17 protein-coding genes and 3 pseudogenes are annotated in these 15,058 nt (G+C 68.3%); 7 read left to right on the top strand and 13 right to left on the bottom strand.

The features are described from left to right. The first annotated feature begins 173 nt into the window (after positions 1–173). Positions 174–443, top strand: coding sequence for a dihydrofolate reductase family protein (locus tag ABT130_RS03245; protein ID WP_350952411.1), 270 nt, complete (start codon positions 174–176; stop codon positions 441–443). Continuing rightward, a complete protein-coding gene (locus tag ABT130_RS03240) occupies positions 437–1,255 on the top strand; it encodes an MBL fold metallo-hydrolase (protein ID WP_350952409.1) in 819 nt (272 codons plus the stop codon). The genes ABT130_RS03245 and ABT130_RS03240 overlap by 7 nt, the downstream gene beginning before the upstream one ends. A gap of 140 nt (positions 1,256–1,395) precedes the next feature. Here ABT130_RS03240 and ABT130_RS03235 read toward each other — a convergent pair whose 3' ends face one another. After that, positions 1,396–1,785 carry a hypothetical protein gene (locus ABT130_RS03235; protein WP_350952407.1) on the bottom strand — a complete coding sequence of 130 codons (390 nt, stop codon included), beginning with the start codon at positions 1,783–1,785 and terminating at the stop codon, positions 1,396–1,398. Positions 1,786–2,713: 928 nt separating this feature from the next. Between ABT130_RS03235 and ABT130_RS03230 the strand changes: the two genes are divergently transcribed. From ABT130_RS03230 to ABT130_RS03220, 3 genes and pseudogenes are all read left to right on the top strand, one after another. Next, positions 2,714–5,581 carry a DUF7824 domain-containing protein gene (locus ABT130_RS03230; protein ID WP_350952405.1) on the top strand — a complete coding sequence of 956 codons (2,868 nt, stop codon included), beginning with the start codon at positions 2,714–2,716 and terminating at the stop codon, positions 5,579–5,581. 289 nt (positions 5,582–5,870) lie between these two features. Further along, positions 5,871–6,014, top strand: a pseudogene (locus ABT130_RS03225) (reverse transcriptase domain-containing protein); the annotation flags it as partial. A gap of 42 nt (positions 6,015–6,056) precedes the next feature. Beyond that, positions 6,057–6,347: a group II intron maturase-specific domain-containing protein gene (locus tag ABT130_RS03220; protein ID WP_350952403.1), complete on the top strand. Its 291-nt coding sequence runs from the start codon at positions 6,057–6,059 to the stop codon at positions 6,345–6,347. Here the strand turns inward: ABT130_RS03220 and ABT130_RS03215 are convergent. From ABT130_RS03215 to ABT130_RS03165, 11 genes are all read right to left on the bottom strand, one after another. Then, positions 6,331–6,780, bottom strand: a complete 450-nt coding sequence (locus ABT130_RS03215) for an ester cyclase (RefSeq protein ID WP_350952401.1) — start codon at positions 6,778–6,780, stop codon at positions 6,331–6,333. The two genes, ABT130_RS03220 and ABT130_RS03215, sit on opposite strands and share 17 nt — an antisense overlap. Positions 6,781–7,175: 395 nt before the next feature. After that, positions 7,176–7,499, bottom strand: a complete 324-nt coding sequence (locus tag ABT130_RS03210) for a hypothetical protein (RefSeq protein WP_350952399.1) — start codon at positions 7,497–7,499, stop codon at positions 7,176–7,178. Between the two features lie 177 nt (positions 7,500–7,676). Continuing rightward, positions 7,677–8,537: a DNA-3-methyladenine glycosylase family protein gene (locus ABT130_RS03205; protein WP_350952397.1), complete on the bottom strand. Its 861-nt coding sequence runs from the start codon at positions 8,535–8,537 to the stop codon at positions 7,677–7,679. Further along, positions 8,519–9,157 carry a DNA-3-methyladenine glycosylase I gene (locus ABT130_RS03200; protein WP_350926409.1) on the bottom strand — a complete coding sequence of 213 codons (639 nt, stop codon included), beginning with the start codon at positions 9,155–9,157 and terminating at the stop codon, positions 8,519–8,521. The genes ABT130_RS03205 and ABT130_RS03200 overlap by 19 nt, the downstream gene beginning before the upstream one ends. Positions 9,158–9,161: 4 nt before the next feature. Further along, a complete protein-coding gene (locus ABT130_RS03195) occupies positions 9,162–9,833 on the bottom strand; it encodes an alpha-ketoglutarate-dependent dioxygenase AlkB family protein (RefSeq protein WP_350952395.1) in 672 nt (223 codons plus the stop codon). Further along, positions 9,830–10,354: a hypothetical protein gene (locus tag ABT130_RS03190; protein ID WP_350952393.1), complete on the bottom strand. Its 525-nt coding sequence runs from the start codon at positions 10,352–10,354 to the stop codon at positions 9,830–9,832. Before ABT130_RS03190 ends, ABT130_RS03195 begins: the two co-directional genes overlap by 4 nt. Next, entirely contained in the window at positions 10,342–10,632 is a 291-nt protein-coding gene (locus ABT130_RS03185) for an Ada metal-binding domain-containing protein (RefSeq protein ID WP_350952391.1), read from the bottom strand. Before ABT130_RS03185 ends, ABT130_RS03190 begins: the two co-directional genes overlap by 13 nt. Continuing rightward, the gene (locus tag ABT130_RS03180) at positions 10,629–11,369 is read right to left on the bottom strand and encodes a 2OG-Fe(II) oxygenase (RefSeq protein ID WP_350952389.1); all 741 of its coding nucleotides are present in this window, start codon (positions 11,367–11,369) and stop codon (positions 10,629–10,631) included. Before ABT130_RS03180 ends, ABT130_RS03185 begins: the two co-directional genes overlap by 4 nt. Then, on the bottom strand, positions 11,366–11,992 hold the full coding sequence (locus ABT130_RS03175; RefSeq protein ID WP_350952387.1) for a methylated-DNA--[protein]-cysteine S-methyltransferase: 627 nt from the start codon (positions 11,990–11,992) through the stop codon (positions 11,366–11,368). The genes ABT130_RS03180 and ABT130_RS03175 overlap by 4 nt, the downstream gene beginning before the upstream one ends. Further along, positions 11,989–12,459, bottom strand: a complete 471-nt coding sequence (locus ABT130_RS03170; protein WP_350952385.1) for an RNA polymerase sigma factor — start codon at positions 12,457–12,459, stop codon at positions 11,989–11,991. The genes ABT130_RS03175 and ABT130_RS03170 overlap by 4 nt, the downstream gene beginning before the upstream one ends. 70 nt (positions 12,460–12,529) lie before the next feature. Continuing rightward, positions 12,530–13,042, bottom strand: coding sequence for a methylated-DNA--[protein]-cysteine S-methyltransferase (locus ABT130_RS03165; RefSeq protein WP_350952383.1), 513 nt, complete (start codon positions 13,040–13,042; stop codon positions 12,530–12,532). Positions 13,043–13,376: 334 nt separating this feature from the next. Here ABT130_RS03165 and ABT130_RS03160 point away from each other — a divergent pair. Together ABT130_RS03160 and ABT130_RS03155 are read left to right on the top strand one after the other, a co-directional pair. After that, positions 13,377–13,598: pseudogene (locus tag ABT130_RS03160) on the top strand (transposase); the annotation flags it as partial. Between the two features lie 248 nt (positions 13,599–13,846). After that, on the top strand, positions 13,847–14,977 hold the full coding sequence (locus ABT130_RS03155) for a lytic polysaccharide monooxygenase auxiliary activity family 9 protein (protein ID WP_502992061.1): 1,131 nt from the start codon (positions 13,847–13,849) through the stop codon (positions 14,975–14,977). On the opposite strand, the pseudogene ABT130_RS03150 reads toward ABT130_RS03155, so the two are convergent. Beyond that, positions 14,976–15,058 (bottom strand): annotated as a pseudogene (locus tag ABT130_RS03150) (50S ribosomal protein L27); the annotation flags it as partial. The gene ABT130_RS03155 and the pseudogene ABT130_RS03150 overlap by 2 nt on opposite strands.

The following is a 15,058-nucleotide window of genomic DNA, read 5'->3' as shown; positions in this document are numbered from 1 at the left end:
CGTAGAGGTCGCCACCTGTAGGACCTGGCCGATCGGCTCGACCCCGAACCGGTCGCGGTGGTGGTCGATGAGCGCAGGGAGTGCCACTCTGGCTAAGCCTGCCTGTTTCTCCTTCACCCTGGACAAGGGGTTGTGGATCAGGGGGTTCTGGTGAGGGGGAGGCCAGAGAGGAGGTGCTCACGGAGGGCGGATCCACGGATGCCGATCTCAGGGAAGTCGCCGGGGCTGACGGCGCGGCAGTCGCGACGCAGCTTCTCCGGGCCGGGCTGCTTGACGAGCTGCTGCTCTTCACCCACCCGGCAATCCTCGGCTTCGGCAGGCCGCTGTTCGACGATTACGACCTGCCGATCGACCTCGATCTGCTCGAGCAGCGATCGTTCGAGCAGGGCGTCACGATGCACCGCTACGCCATCCGGGATGCAAGGGAGGCGAGCTCGTGCTGAGGCAGGTCGCGGAGGGTGTGCTGGTCCACGAGAGCGGGTTCTGCCAGAGCAACACCGTTGTCGTGCAGGGCCAGGGTGGCGTGTTGCTCATCGACGCCGGGGTGCTGGACGACGAACTGGCCTGCCTCGCGAACGACCTGTCCGATTCGGGCCAGAGCGTCGTGGCAGGTTTCTCGACGCATCCTCATTGGGATCACCTGCTCTGGCACCCCGGGCTCGGCGCGGCGCCCCGCTACGGCACCGCGCGTTGCGCGGCTACTGCGCGAGATCGCCTGTCGGGTGGGGTGGATGCGGTGGCAAGGGTCGTCGGCATCCCCGAGGAGGTACCGCTGGACCTGCTCGGCCTCATTACCGGCCTGCCCGCCGAGACGGCGCAGATCCCTTGGGATGGCCCCGGGGTCCGGATCATCGAGCATCAAGCGCATGCTCCGGGCCATGCGGCGCTGTTGATTGAGGAACGCGGGATTCTCGTCGCCGGCGACATGCTCTCTGATGTCTTGATTCCCATGCTCGACTTGAACGCCGTTGACCCGATCGAGGACTGCCTCGCCGCGCTGCGGCTGCTGGAGGGCGTGGCAGGCGACGTCGATGTCTTCGTCCCGGGCCACGGGTCCGTCGGCGGAGCTGACGAGGTACATGCCCGGATCGACCAGGATCGGGCGTACCTGCACTCCTTGCGTGACGGCCGTGCTCTCAGCGACCCGCGGGTCGGCCCATCGGCCAAGCCCGGCTGGGAGTGGGTGGCCGGCGTGCACGAACGGCAACTCCAGCGCCTCGCCCAAAGAAGCGAGCGCGACGGGGCACTCCGCTAGCGATCGGTGTGCGACACAGCCAGTACGCGCGGGCCGCCGGTCGGGATCTGGGGCAGCGGCACGACGTTCTCCAGGGTGGTCGGGCTGGTCAGTCAAGTCCGCTCCCTCGCTGCAGGCCAGGGCCTTCCCGAGCGTCGGGATTACCTCACCCGGTATCCGCCGTGCGCAGTCGCGCGCTCGTTGAAGTCGGCGAACTCCTCCACCCACTGGACCAGCGCCTCGGCCGGGGGCGCCTCATCAAGGTAGAGCACCAGCTCACCGGGCACGTCATGCTCCACGGCCAGGCGCATGCGCGCCGCGATGAAGCTCGCCTCCTCAGCGGTGATGTGCCAGCCGTCGTTGGACTGGAACTTTGCCATGTCCACGCTCTGCTCGGTCGGCTCCAGCCCTTCGACCTTCAGCGCCTGTTCCAGATACTCATCCCTGACGACGCCGGCTTCCAGCATGATCAACCGGAGGAACTGCATCTGCCAGATGTTGAAGTTGCACCCGTCGTGGGGCGGCTTCTCGAAGGTGAACGAATATCCCATTGCGGCAGCCTATTTGGAATCTACCTTCCCCGGGACAATCCTCCCTGGCCGGAACCACGCCCAGCGGCGAGTGACACCAGGGAGCGGCTGGTAACACCAGGGCCTGCCGACGTCACCTCCGGCCACACACCGGCTGCCCGGCGAAGTCCTCCTGGAGGCGGGCCGCCTCGCCCCCGGCCTGGAGTGTGGCCGACGCTTGCCGCCGGTCAAGTCCGCTCCCTCGCTGGTGCTCGGTCGACGGACTGGACAGTCGGCCGCGCGCCGGCCGGACAGGCCGCGGGGAGCGAGGCCGGGAACGGCGGGGTCGGCCGGGGCGTCGACGTCAAGGGCGAGTACGGGCGTGCCGTGGGGGCCCGTGCTCGGAGCCGATCGGCCGACGGGCGCGGTGGCGCCGCATTCTGCGGAGCAAGTTAGAACACAAATCGGACTTACCGGTCCGAGGGCGGATCGGCCCCTCCGTCGCCGGCCTCGGCGAGGAGGACGAGGAGCCCCGTCCCGCGACGTCGCCGGAGCTGCGTCCGGGGAGTGATACGAACGCCGATCACAGAAGACCAACACCACGAAGGAGAAGACGACACGACGACGAGAGCACGAACACCACCGAGAAGGCGACCACGAACGACAGAGCACGGCACAGCCGATCAGCAGATCAACCGGCGACAACACCACCAGCAGAATCAGCCAGCAGTGCTAAGCCGCAGGGCGCGGCCTGGGGATCCGGTGCCCCGGGTTTCGTGACTTTCGTGACACCTCTACGCGCGCGGGCGTGAACCGGTGCGATCCGGACCGGTCGTGGGATGGTGTCGGCGTCAGTGGGCCGGCGTCGGCTGAGGGCGTCTCCCGTCCGGTTCGGATCTCACACAATGCTATTCATGTGAGATCGAGGTGAGATCCAGTTCTGTCGGAGCTGATCTCTACGGTGTGCGACATGATGACACACCTCCCCAAGAGCGGGGCCTGGCCGGGCGTGCGCATGGCCATCACCGCCGGCGACCCGGCTCTGGTCGCGGATGCCGTGCTGGCCCTGGAGGAGGCCGGGCGCCGCGAGGTGGCTCGCGAGCTGCCCGGCCACATCGGCGTCGCCAGGAAAGCGGTCGCGGAACGCGACCGGCGCCGGGGCGTATGGACCGGCGGCGAGGAATGGATCGAGCCCATGCGGGTCGCCGGCGCGGGCGTGCTCGGCGGGGCGGCGGCCGTCGCGACCTGGCTCTACCGGCGCGACTTCACCCGTTGGCGGCAACCGCTCGACTCCGGGCCGCTGCTGCGTGTGATCGCCGCGCGGCCGCCGGAGTGGCAGGCCGACCTCGCCGTGCGGCTGGCCCTGCGGCTGCGCGGCAGCCGGGCCCAGGCCAGGGACGACAGCGTGCCACTGGCCCTGGAACTGCTGCGCCGCACCGGTGCCGTCCCGCCCGACCACGACCCGCTCACCACCGCCTGGGTGTCCCAGCCGCCAGACCTGGAGCACGACCCGCTGGCCGAGCACCTGGTGCCCCGGTTGTTCGAGGCCGAGGGCGTGGGCCGGGCGCTGCGTGAGGACAACATCGACCCGCCCTCGTGGGACCCCAGCCGCCGTACCTGGCTGGGGGCGCTACGCTCCGCGGTCGCGGCCGGCCGGTTCGCCCCCGAGCCGCTGGTCGGCGGCTGCCTACGCCGGTTCTTGCGCGGTGGCAGCGCCACCGACCTGCGCTTCTTCGCCCGCCTGCACGAGATGCTCGCTCCGGCGCCGAGCAGGGAGCGCACCCGTGACTACCTGCGGCTGCTGCCCGCCGCGCCGGGGCCGGTGGCCGAGCTGGCACTGCGGCAGTTGCGCGGCGCGGGCGAGTTGAGCGGTGAGGAGGTCAATGAGGCGGTGTCGGCGCTGTTGTTTCGCCCCGAGGGCAAGCTGGTGCGGGCCGGGCTGACCCTACTGGACCAGGCCGCTCGCGACGCGGTCGGCGACCTCGACGAGCTGGCCGCGGCGCTCGCCTCGGCATTCCTCTGCGAGTCCTACGAGGTGCGCGAGCGCACGGTGGGCCTGGCCGTCAAGCATGCCGGACGCTTCACGCCCGCCGGGGCCGAGGCCGTGCGCGAGGCGGCGAGCGTGCTGCCCGCCGAACTGGCGGCGCGGCTGTCGCAGGCCTACGGTGTGGTGGCGGCCGAGCCAGAGGCGGCCGACGACTTCGAGCCCGGACTGCTGCCGCCGTTCGAGCCGCTCGCCCGTGAGCCGTTCCCGCCGGCGCTGGAGGATCTGACCGCCACCTACGACCAGGTCGGTGACGGCATCACCTTCGAACGGTGGCTCGACGGCTTCGTCCGTGACCCGTCCAAACGGCCGCGCCCCGGCCGGGGCCGCCTCTACGAGCGGCGCCAGTGGTGCAACCTCGAGGAGTGGACGGAGGCGCTGCTGCGCGAGGCCGCCGACCCCGGCGAGGAACCGCCCATCCCCGAGCCCGAACGCGCTCCCGAGTACGCCAGGCACGTCATCGGCGTGCGCATCGCCGAAGGCGAGGACGAGCGCGACATCGAGGTGGACTTCGGCCGGCTGCCCGCCGAGCTGCGAGAGAGCATCGCCGCAAGCCTCACCGAAAACGGCACTCCGCTGGGCAACCTGGAGCACTTCACGCAGGGCCCGCCGCTCGAAGCGGAGATCCTGGGCGTGTCGATCATGTCGTCGGGCCACTGGAGAGACCGCGACGAGCAGGAGGACAAGCCGCGAGATCGGCTGCCGGACCCGCGTCACATCTCGCCGCCGCACTACGCCATGCTGGTGCGCTGCGCCGAGGTCCACGCCGCGCTGAAGGCCGGGACGCTGCCGCCGTATCTGCTGGCCACCCCGACCCTGACCTCCGGCCACCTCGACCCCGCCGAGCTGGTGGCCCGCCTGGAGGGCTACGAGCGGGCCGGCGTCCAGGCCCTGCCCGCCGACCTGGGGCAGGCGCTGCTGCGGCTGCCGCGCGAGGTGGACCCGCAGGTGATCGACCGCGCCGGGAAGCTGACCTCGCGGGCGGGCGCCACGCTGGCGCGCTGGCTGGCCGACCGGCCGGAGCCGCAGCTGCGCGTGGACTGGTCACATGCCGGCGGCGACTACACGCACGACCGGCAGAAAGGCGAGCACAGCCCTCGGCTGCACCCTCGCATCCGGATCGAGCCGACGGGGTTGGCGCTGATCGACGCGCTGCTGTCCGATCCGCGTTCCTGGACGGGCGAAAGTGACGGCGTGTACATGGAGTCCTGGCGGCTGACGCTGCCCTCGGACCGAGAGGCGGTGGCCATGCACCTGCTGCCGCACCTGCTCAACACCTGGGACCGGCCCGGCTACTTCCACAAGTACGTGGCCGCGCTGTTCTCCCAGGACGGCCCGGTGGGCGAGGCGCTGGCGCTGCTGATCGCCGTCCAGCTGACCGAGACCGGCATGTTCGCCTGGCCCGAGCGCGGCCGGCGGCTGCTGCTGGGCGCAGCCGCCGCCGGCTGCCTGCCCGCCGTGGAGTGCGGGCGGCAGCTCGGGCTGTCCCTGCGCAGAGACGTGACCAAGATGAGCACCGTACGCTCGATGCTGGAGGAGTGCGCGAAACAGGGCGCGCACCGGCAGGTGTGGGAGATCATGACCGGATTGCTGCCCGTCTACCTGCCAGGACCGGACGAGCGGCCACATGCCGGGCACACCCAGGCACTCTCCTTCGCGATCGACGCCGCCCGCTGGGCCGAAGCGCGCGGCTCCGTCCCCGCGGTCGCGGAAGTGGCGGCCCGCAAGGGGGCGAGCGGCTTCGCGCGCACCGCCCGCGCCCTGCACAAGCAGCTGCTCGGCGAACAGGGGTAGGCCACGATGCGGACGCGCGCCTAGACAAGCGGAACTTTCTGACTGGATGTCCCTCCTTCCCCGCTCCCAGCGGCGTAGCCCAGCTCGGGTGCAGCCGTGAGGAAGCTGGCTCCTGATAAAGGGTCCTTTATCAGGAGCCAGAACCAGTTCTGATCCGGTGTTGAAGGCAAGCTCACCCTGACACCGTTCTCGGCTACGATCAGCCAGCCGCTGAGTTATCAACGGTGAAGTGCCGCAGCCGTCGCTGTGGCCTTCTCGGTAGTGTCGCCCGGCGGTCGAGTTCGAACGCTACGCCGACGACGCGGTCGTGCACTGCGTCACCGAACGGCAGGCCCGCCAGGTCCTGGCGGCGCTGCAGGAACGGATGCAAGAGGTCGGACTCACGCTTCACCCGGCCAAAACCACGATCGTGTACTGCAGGGACGCGAACTGACGGCAGAACTACGATGCCACCGAGTTCACGTTTCCAGGATTCATGTTCCGGCCGCGTACGGCGCGGGCCGACAACGGCGCGCTGTTCGTGTCGTTCCAGCTCGCGATCAGCAAGGACGCCCTGAACAAGATCAGCCGGGAGGTTCGCTCCTGGCGGCTGCATCGGCGGATCGGCTCCATCTTCGCTCAGCTGGCCAAAGCGATCAACCCGATCGTGAACGGCTGGATGCGGTACCACGGAGCGTCACCCATCCGGCCATCACCCCGACCACGCGCGGCACCCTCCCGGCACCTCTCCGCGGGTGATGCTTCGCCGGTCAGGCGGTGGGGATGATGCCGAGCTGCTGGAGCACCTTGACTCCGTCGTCGAGGCCGAGCTCCTCGACGATGAGGCCGTCCTGAACCTTCAGGACGGTGGTTCCGGTGAAGCGCAGGGTCTTGCCGGAGGCGGGCGGGACGGAGCCGATCGGCAGGTCGTCGAAGACGATCGGGCCGGTGTGGATGCCGCCGCCTTCCCACTGTCCGACGACGTAGTCACCCTCGGCGATCAGGTCAGCCGTGCCCCAGAAGTTGAGGTCGGGGAAGGCGGTGCGGAACTTGGTGGCGAACTCGCGCACCTCGTCTCGCCCGCGCATCGGCTGGTGCAGGGAGTACTCGAAGCGGATCTCGGGGTGGGCGAGCTCATCGATGACGTCGGGCTTCCACGGGTTGCCCCAGAATTCGGTGAACCAGCGTTCGACGATGGCCTTGTTCTCTTCAACCGACATGTACATGTCCTTTTCTGTGGATGTGCCGCCGTTTCGTCTTTGACTGGCGACACGTCGAAGACGTTGGGGAACGTCAGTTCGTGAGATCCTCTGCCGGACCAATTCCGAGCGCCGCGTAGAACGTCACTGATCTCGTGTCCCCGGGCGCCCACAGAGCGGTGATTCCGGCCCTCTGGGCGCTCTGAAGCGCCAGGCGTTTTAGAAGGCCCGGCGAGCACAGGGCCGTCGAAACCGATACGTGAGATTGGCGGTGAAGATTCATGTGCGAAGGCCGAGTGTCTAGTGGAACGACCGAGCGACACTGTCCAAGGGAGCCCAGAGCGCACTGCTTCCGGCTTGCGCACGTCATGAATCGAATGGATCTTCATGGCAGTCGCAAGGCCGCGGTGGCGCCATTACGGGTGGGTCCACGTCAGGGTGTCGAACGCGGTGCTGTCGGTGGGGTCGATGATCGAGATGCCGACGGTCTCGTAGCCTCTGCACGCTACGACGACGAGGCTCTTGTCGCGGATCGTGAAGGGCATCACGTCGATGCCACCGCAGATCATGGCGGATTGGAGGAGGTCTCCGACCGCCGTGCCGAGCTGAGCCGATCGGGCGCTCTTTTCCGCGAGACTCGGGAAGTAGTACGTGGCAGCGGTCGCGCGGTGCGTCTCGATCCAGTAGTTGTCGGCGTCGAAGTCGGTCAGGTCGTATTCCTTGTCCTGCCGACTGGTCATTCGCATTGTCCCCTGCACGCCCATCTGTAGCAGCGGTGCCCGCGACCGCTGGGCGCGTGACGGCCGCGGGCATGCTGAGCCGACTGATGTCAGCCATGCCGGGCGATTGCTTCCCGGCACGTGGAAGACGCCGGGTCACACAGGAACGTGAGATTGGGGCCTGGCCTCAGGATCGCGTCAGTCCGGCCTGACCGCGCCGTAGGCGACGTCCGCCCACAGATGCATGAGCGCGTAGGAGCGCCACGGTGCCCACGCCGCAGCGATGGTCCGCGCCCGGTCAACGGTGACGGCTCCAAGCGCCCTGCGGGCGACCAAGTCGCCGGGAGCGAAGGTGTCTGGATGCTGCATCGCGCGCACTGTGAGGTAGTCCGCGGTCCAAGGGCCGATGCCGGGGAGCGCAAGCAGGGCGCGACGCGCCTCGTCGACAGTGAGTTGCGCGAGCGTGAATCCGTTCGCCCACTTCTCGGCGACGGCCCGAAGCGTGCGGGTCCGCGCGCCGGTGAGGCCGACGGCCGCCTGCAGTTCCGCGTCGGGAACCGCCGCGAGATCCCGTGGTGCCGGGAGAGCGTGCAGACCGGCTATCGGCGTCCCATAGGCGGCCACGAGCCTGCCCATGAAGGTGCGGGCCGCGGCGAGTGAGACCTGCTGGCCGATGACCGTCGCGGCCACCGCCTCGAACTCATCGGGGTAGCCAATGAGCCGGATGCCGGGCCGGCGCTCGACCAGCGGCCGGATCAGCGGGTCCGTGGTGAGGTGATCGGCGATCCGCTCGGTGTCGGAGTCGAGGTCCAGCCAGCGTCGAATCGCGACCGCGATGCCGTCGGGGTCAGGCACCTCGTCAGGGAGGTTCGCGACGACCCCATCCTCGGCGAAGGTCATCTTCACCCGTGCAGGGCCTCCTGCGTGGGTCAGAAGCCGGGTGTAGGTGCGGCCCGGGATGTCGACTTCTTCGGCTCCTGGGATCGCGTGGGCAGCCAGCATCCGTAGAGCGATCTCAAAGTCAGTGGGGCCGTTCGGGATCAGGTGTAGGAGGGGCACGATGTCCAGATTCCAGAGCTGCCCCGTCGATGCGAGCCGAGCAGATGGGTGTCGACGATGCCGATCGCCTCCATGAGCGCGTACATGGTGGTCGGGCCGACGAAGGCGAATCCGCGTCGGCGCAGCTCCTTTGACAACGCGACCGACTCGGCGGACTTCGTGGGGATCTCTGCAAAGGTCTGGGGGCAGGGCGTGCTCTCGGGTCGGAAGGACCACACCAGCTCGGCCAGGCCCATCTCCTCGCGCAGCGTGATGGTGGCGCGGGCATTGGTGATGGTCGCCTGGATCTTCTGCCGGTTGCGCACGATGCCGACGTCGGCCATCAACCGCTCGACATCGGTCTCGGTGTACGCAGCGATCGCGTCCGGGAGGAAGTTGTCGAACGCCGCACGGAATGCGGGTCGCTTGCGGAGGATCGTTGCCCAGGACAGTCCCGCCTGAAATCCTTCGAGACTGACGCGCTCGTAGACGCCGCGTTCGTCCGTGACCGGCATGCCCCACTCTGTGTCGTAGTAGTCGCGCAGCAGAGGGGCAGCGGCTGCCCATGCGGGCCGGGCGAGCCCGTCGTCCCCGACGACGACGCCGGGGTCGGCGGTGGTGCTGCTTGCATCCTGTGTCATTCGATCACCCGTCAAGCCCGGTCATGCGCATCGTGATGTTGATCCGGCCGCGACTGAGTCCGCATCCCTCGGGGGCGGTGCTCTCGTGCACCTTGGTGACACCGTGGTAGGCCAGTCGGGCGGGTCCGCCGAAGACGAAGAGGTCGCCGGAGGCCAGCAGCACGTCGGTATAGGGTTTGCCGCGGCTTTCCGTATTGCCGAATCGGAACGTGCAGCTATCGCCGATGGACAGCGATACGACCGGGGCGCGGGAGATCTCGTCCTTGTCCTGGTGCATTCCCAACCGGGCCTCCGCGTCGTAGTAGTTCACCAGCGCGGTGTCGGGCGTATAGGAGCGGATCGCGGCTGCGTCGTGGCCAGTGGCCTTGAGGGCATCCCGTCCCAGGCGGATCATCCAGTCGGGGAACGGAAGGACACGGGCGCCGTTCACGTCGGTGGCCTCTCGCGTGTACTTGTACGGTTGCCAGTGCCAGCCCAGACATACGGTGCGCACCGACATCTCGTGTCCGCGGACCTTCGCGGCGCGGATGGGGACAGGGCCCCGCACCCACTCGCGGAACTGATCCACGATCCACTTCTGCTGTTCCCGAGTCAGCCAATCAGGGACCAGGGTGGCGCCCGGGGCGACCTCTCCTCCGTCACGCTCGGGGATCTCCGGAGTGAACAGCGCTGTCATCGCTTGCCCTCCGTGTGTGTGAGGTGCACGAGGGAATCGTGCGCAACGAGCCAGGAGGTACCGTCTGCGTTTGCGCCGGTCAGGCCGTCCAGATTGGTCAGTCCGACGAGTGCGAGAGTGCGCGGGTCGCCGATTCCGGCGGTCGCGAGGGTGCGTGCGGGGCTCCAGGGAGTCGACCACAGCAGCCGCCGGGTCATCTGTGCCCAGCCGGTTGCCGGCCCGACCATCACCCACAGGTCGGGGTCGGCGGCGGCGAACCGTGACGCGTGACGCAGCCAGGAGGCCCCGGTCTCGGGCCAGGTGATCGTATCGAGAGTTCCGCCTCCTGTGCGATCCCAGGCCGATTCGATCAGGCGCGAGGTCGCAAGGGCGTGAGGAGTGCGGCCGGAGCCGATCACGATATTGCGGGCACGGCGGTCGCGAGCAATTCTGATGACGGTCGCGACCTCGGCATCCGTAGCCGTCAGGTCCGCGTCATGACTCGCTGACGCCTTCAGTAAGGGGCTGGTCAGGGCTTCCATCGTTCGCCGTTCTCCCGGGTGGTCTTCCACGTCTGATAGCGGTCCCTGCAGCAGGCTCCGCAGGGGCGGAACCCGGCGGCGACCGCCGTGGCCTCGTCAGCGAAGAAGACCCGGTGCTTCACGTAGCCGCCGCGAGTGACGGCGCGCAGCGCGGCGGGACAATCGAGTCGCCCGTAGATCTTCGAGCCGCGATGGCCGCCCCACAGCCCCTTGACCGCAGACCGATAGGGACGGCCGTCCGCCCCCAGAAGGGTGTACGTCTTCGTTGCGTCGCTCATGCGGCGTCATGGAAGACGAGAGCGAGGGTGTGACGTTCGCCGGACCGGATGGCGGATACGCCGTGCCGAACCGGCGCGGCGGACCATCCGCGGGCGGACTTGACGGGTCGGTCGCGGGTGGTGAAGAGGTATCCGTGACCGTGCGGCAGCAGCGTGGCCGTGCCCCGAGACTGGGCGCGCGGGCGCTGTTCCAGCAGCAGGAACTCGCCACCCGTGTGATCCACGCCGGGCTCGTTGAGGTTGATCACGACCTGCAACGGGAACACGAGGTCGCCGTACAGGTCGCGATGCAGAGCGTTCCAATCCTTCTCGCCGTAGTGGAGCAGGATCGCCGAAGACTTCGTCTGGCCGGCGTCGTGGCACATCTGAAGCCACTCATCAAGCGAGTCCGGCCACGGTGCGGGCCGGCCGAGCTTGGTCCACCAGTCGCGGGCGATGGGAAGCAGCCGCGGGTACAGCGCCTGCTTGAGCCGCTCGATCGGTTCCGGGTACGGCGCGTTGAAGTATCGGTACTGGCCCTCACCGAAGCGGTGCCGGCCCATGTTGACGGTGCTGCGGAACAGGCCGTCCTGCTCGTACAGCTCCCTGATCTCCACGCTCTCCTCCGGGGTCAGCAGTTGCGGCAGCAGTGCGCCGCCGTACTCGTTGACCTCTGTGGTGATCGCCTCCCAGTCGCCGGACTCGACGCGGCTGTACCACCGATCCGTCTTCCTCCCGGTCGCCTTCGCGATGCTCATGCCGCGGCCTCCAGGTTCAGCAGCATGGTCTTGGCCTCGAGTCCGCCGATGTAACCGCCGAGCGTGCCGTCGGTACGCAGCACGCGGTGGCACGGGACGACGATCGGCAGCGGGTTGGTCGCACAGGCGGTGCCCACCGCTCGGACGGCCTTGGGGTTGCCGACGAGCTCGGCCATGTCTCGGTAGCTGCGGGTCTGGCCGTACCCGATCTCGGGCAGATGCGTCTGCACGAGGCGCCGGAATCCGCGAGACAGGGACAGGTCCAGTTTCAGGTCGAAGACCTGGCGGTGCTTGGCGAAGTACTCGTCGATCTCGCGAGCCACTTCGTCCAGCCGCTTCGGGGCGCGCAGGATGCGCGGGCTGAGCTTCTGGCCGAGGGCTTCCAGGACTCGATCGTGGTCCTCGCGGGCGTACGCCACGCGGACCAGCCCTTCCGGGGTGGCGGCGAGCAGCAACTTGCCGACAGGTGAGTCGATGGTGGTGTAAGCGACATCGACGAGATTGGCTCGCTCTGCCGCCTGCTCCAGACGGCGGTGGAGCCGACTGAGAGTGCCGGCGTCCACAGGCGTCGACAGCAGGGCGGCCATGTCGTCATCGTGGCGGATGTCGTTGATGTCGTTCATGATGATGCTCCTCTCGTGATCGCGCCCGGATATTTCTTCCTGAGATTCTTGAGCCCGTCTGCGGCGGCTCTTCGGGCCGCCTCAACGGTGCCGCCGAGGATCTCCGCGATCTCGGCGTATGCCAGCCCCGCCACATAGCGGTAGGCGACAGCCTGGCGTTGTTTGCTCGGGAGCCCTTTCACCGCGGCCCACAGGTCAGAGTCCCCAGAGTCCGGGATGTCCCGCCCCGTCGGTGCTTCCGGTACCTCGTCGACGGGCAGGGGATTCCTTTTCGCGACACGCAGCACGTCGATCGCCTTGCGATGCGCGATCGTCACGAGCCATGCCTCCACGTTCGCCGTCTCAGGCAGGTCGGGATAGGCGCGCAGGGCGGAGAGGAAGGTCTCCGACCATGCGTCGTCCGCGTCGTGCGGGCCGAGGACGACCCGGCAGACGCGCAGCACGGTTGCGCCGTGCTGCGCGACCACGTTCTCGAACGGTTGTTTCATATCCATCCCATTGACGACATACTTTCGGTGACAAACGTGAGGTTTACCGTCAGAACAACCGTCCAGCGCTGACCGCAGGCGGCTCCTCAAGCTCCAGCAGCGCCTGCTTGCGTTCCAGTCCGCCGGCGTATCCGGTGAGGGAACCATTGGAGCCGACGACGCGGTGGCACGGCACGAAGACGCACAGCGGGTTCGCACCCACGGCCTGTCCGACCCGTTGCGCGAGACTGCGGTCTCCGACCTGCTCGGCGATCCGACCGTAGGTGGTCGTGTCACCACACTGAATGCTCTTCACGATGTCCCAGACGGCGTGCTGGAACGCGTCACCCTCGGCGGCGAGCGGAAGATCGAACTGCCTGCGCCGACCCGCCAGGTAGTGGCGCAGCTGTCGGGCAGCTTCGTTCAGCAGCAGGTCCGTGGAGCCGGCCACCTCGGGGCCGAACGTCTCCTGCGAGGGCCGGCGGACGTGGTGCCTGAAGTACAGGCCGGCAATCGTCTCGCCCTTTGCAACGAGCGTGATCGGTCCAAGGCGGGTCTCGATCACGATGTGTCGAGTGCTCATCTGCGTTTCCCTTCTCCTGGCTGGTAGACGTGCGCCGCCCGCAGAACGTGAGATTTCAGATGGTGTCGTTGCCGGTCGCCGTGCTGGTAGAGGCTGGTCGGCTTCGGACGCGGCGGCGTGTCGGTCCCTTGAAGGCTAGGCGGAAGAAACACCGGGCCCCAGATGGGACGGCTGATATCCAACCGTCGCTCCACTTGAGGCCCTGCCACCGGGCGACTCGCCGGGTCGACACCAGGCCCTACTAGAGCCTGTCTGACAAATGATCAGGGCCGGTGCGGTTAGATGATCGTTCATGGTGAGACGCGGTGAGCTGACCGATAAGGCCTGGTAGCGGATCGAGCCGTTGCTGCCCGCCACGGACGGACGAGGTCGCCCGTGGCGGGGCCGCCGGCAGGTCATCAACGGGATCTTGTGGCGGCTTCGGACCGGGGCACCCTGGCGCGACATCCCCGAACGCTACGGGCCCCGGCGGACCTGCTACGAGCGGTTCAAACGCTGGGACCAGGGTGGCACCTGGGCGCGCCTGCCGGAGGAGATGCAGGTCAAAGACGACTCCGGCGACTACCTGCGCCTGTGCAACTCCAACAGCGACAAGGTTCTCGGCGTCGAGAACATCGGCACCGCTGAATGATCGCGGCCCGGCTCGGTTCCGCGCTTATCAGTGCCTACGAGTGCGGGCGGAGTAGATGAACTTTTCATCCGATTTTGCAGTGTATGGCCAGCTCCCGGCCCGTTGCCCGCCGAGAGCCATAGATCACTGTTGCCGCTGCCCGGGGACTGGGCGACGGTGGGGACACCTCTGGCATGAGGACTCGGCCCTCACTCGGCGTGCCAGGACTCGTCATCCCAGCATTCGAAAGGAAACCTGTGCAGATGAGTTCACACGTGCTCCGACTCTTACGCGGCCATACCGGCGCATCCGACGCACCTCCCCGCCGGAGCAGGTTCCGGCGGGTGTTCGTCGCGGTCGCGGCCGCGCTCATGCTCACCACCATGATGGTCGTCCCCGCCTCGGCGCACGGCTCGATCAGCGACCCGCCCTCGCGCAACTACGGCTGCTGGCTGCGCTGGGGGAGCGACTTCCAGAACCCGGCCATGGCCCAGCAGGACCCCATGTGCTGGCAGGCCTGGCAGAACAACACCAACGCGATGTGGAACTGGAACGGGCTGTACCGCGAGGGCGTCGCCGGTAACCACCAGGCCGCGATCCCCGACGGGCAACTGTGCAGCGGCGGCCTGACCGAAAGCGGCCGCTACGCCTCCATGGACGTGCCGGGCGCGTGGAAGACCGTGGACCGCCCCGCCAGGTTCACCATGAACCTGATGGACCAGGCCTCGCACGGTGCGGACTACATCCGCGTCTACGTCACCAGACAGGGCTACGATCCCAAGACCCAGCGGCTGAGGTGGAGCGACCTGGAACTGGTCAACCAGGTGGGCAAGGTGCCCACCGGCCTCACCACGCCCATTGATGTGTACGCGCCCGGCCGTACCGGCCACCACGTCGTCTACACCATCTGGCAGGCCAGCCACTCCGACCAGTCCTACTACTTCTGCAGCGACGTCAACTTCACCGGCGGCACGAACCCCACCCCCACCCCTACTCCGACTCCCACGCCGACTCCCACCTCGCCCCCGGCCGGTGGCTGCTCGGCCACCTACCGCACCGTCTCCCAGTGGTCCGGCGGCTTCCAGGCCGAGGTACGCGTGACCGCCGGCTCCGGCGCGATCACCGGCTGGACGGTGAACTGGACCTTCACCGGCGGTGAGCAGGTCAGCTCGGCGTGGAGTGCGACCGTGACCGCCAACGGGTCCGCGGTCAGCGCCCGCAACGCCGCCTACAACGGCTCACTGGGCGCCGGCACCGCCACCACCTTCGGGTTCATCGGCTCCGGCACCAGCGGCACACCCACCCTCACCTGCACCGCGACCTGATCTCCCCGCCGGGGTGGAAGTGGGTGCCACGCTGACGAACGATGATCTCGCCGGCGTTGACCAGCTGACCGCCGAAGCGCT

Source organism: Streptosporangium sp. NPDC001681 (genome assembly GCF_040298085.1).
In the GTDB taxonomy this organism is placed as follows: domain Bacteria; phylum Actinomycetota; class Actinomycetes; order Streptosporangiales; family Streptosporangiaceae; genus Streptosporangium.
This window is presented reverse-complemented; position numbering and strand designations above follow the sequence as displayed.

Bases quoted from the DNA above. Each gene is read 5' to 3' on its own strand.
- ABT130_RS03190 (WP_350952393.1), bottom strand. From the start codon at position 10,354: ATGGAAGCCCTGACCAGCCCCTTACTGAAGGCGTCAGCGAGTCATGAC.
- ABT130_RS03230 (WP_350952405.1), top strand. From the start codon at position 2,714: ATGATGACACACCTCCCCAAGAGCGGGGCCTGGCCGGGCGTGCGCATG.
- ABT130_RS03220 (WP_350952403.1), top strand. From the start codon at position 6,057: ATGTTCCGGCCGCGTACGGCGCGGGCCGACAACGGCGCGCTGTTCGTG.
- ABT130_RS03155 (WP_502992061.1), top strand. From the start codon at position 13,847: ATGAGGACTCGGCCCTCACTCGGCGTGCCAGGACTCGTCATCCCAGCA.
- ABT130_RS03195 (WP_350952395.1), bottom strand. From the start codon at position 9,833: ATGACAGCGCTGTTCACTCCGGAGATCCCCGAGCGTGACGGAGGAGAG.
- ABT130_RS03215 (WP_350952401.1), bottom strand. From the start codon at position 6,780: ATGTCGGTTGAAGAGAACAAGGCCATCGTCGAACGCTGGTTCACCGAA.
- ABT130_RS03185 (WP_350952391.1), bottom strand. From the start codon at position 10,632: ATGAGCGACGCAACGAAGACGTACACCCTTCTGGGGGCGGACGGCCGT.
- ABT130_RS03175 (WP_350952387.1), bottom strand. From the start codon at position 11,992: ATGAACGACATCAACGACATCCGCCACGATGACGACATGGCCGCCCTG.
- ABT130_RS03165 (WP_350952383.1), bottom strand. From the start codon at position 13,042: ATGAGCACTCGACACATCGTGATCGAGACCCGCCTTGGACCGATCACG.
- ABT130_RS03235 (WP_350952407.1), bottom strand. From the start codon at position 1,785: ATGGGATATTCGTTCACCTTCGAGAAGCCGCCCCACGACGGGTGCAAC.
- ABT130_RS03200 (WP_350926409.1), bottom strand. From the start codon at position 9,157: ATGACACAGGATGCAAGCAGCACCACCGCCGACCCCGGCGTCGTCGTC.
- ABT130_RS03180 (WP_350952389.1), bottom strand. From the start codon at position 11,369: ATGAGCATCGCGAAGGCGACCGGGAGGAAGACGGATCGGTGGTACAGC.
- ABT130_RS03210 (WP_350952399.1), bottom strand. From the start codon at position 7,499: ATGACCAGTCGGCAGGACAAGGAATACGACCTGACCGACTTCGACGCC.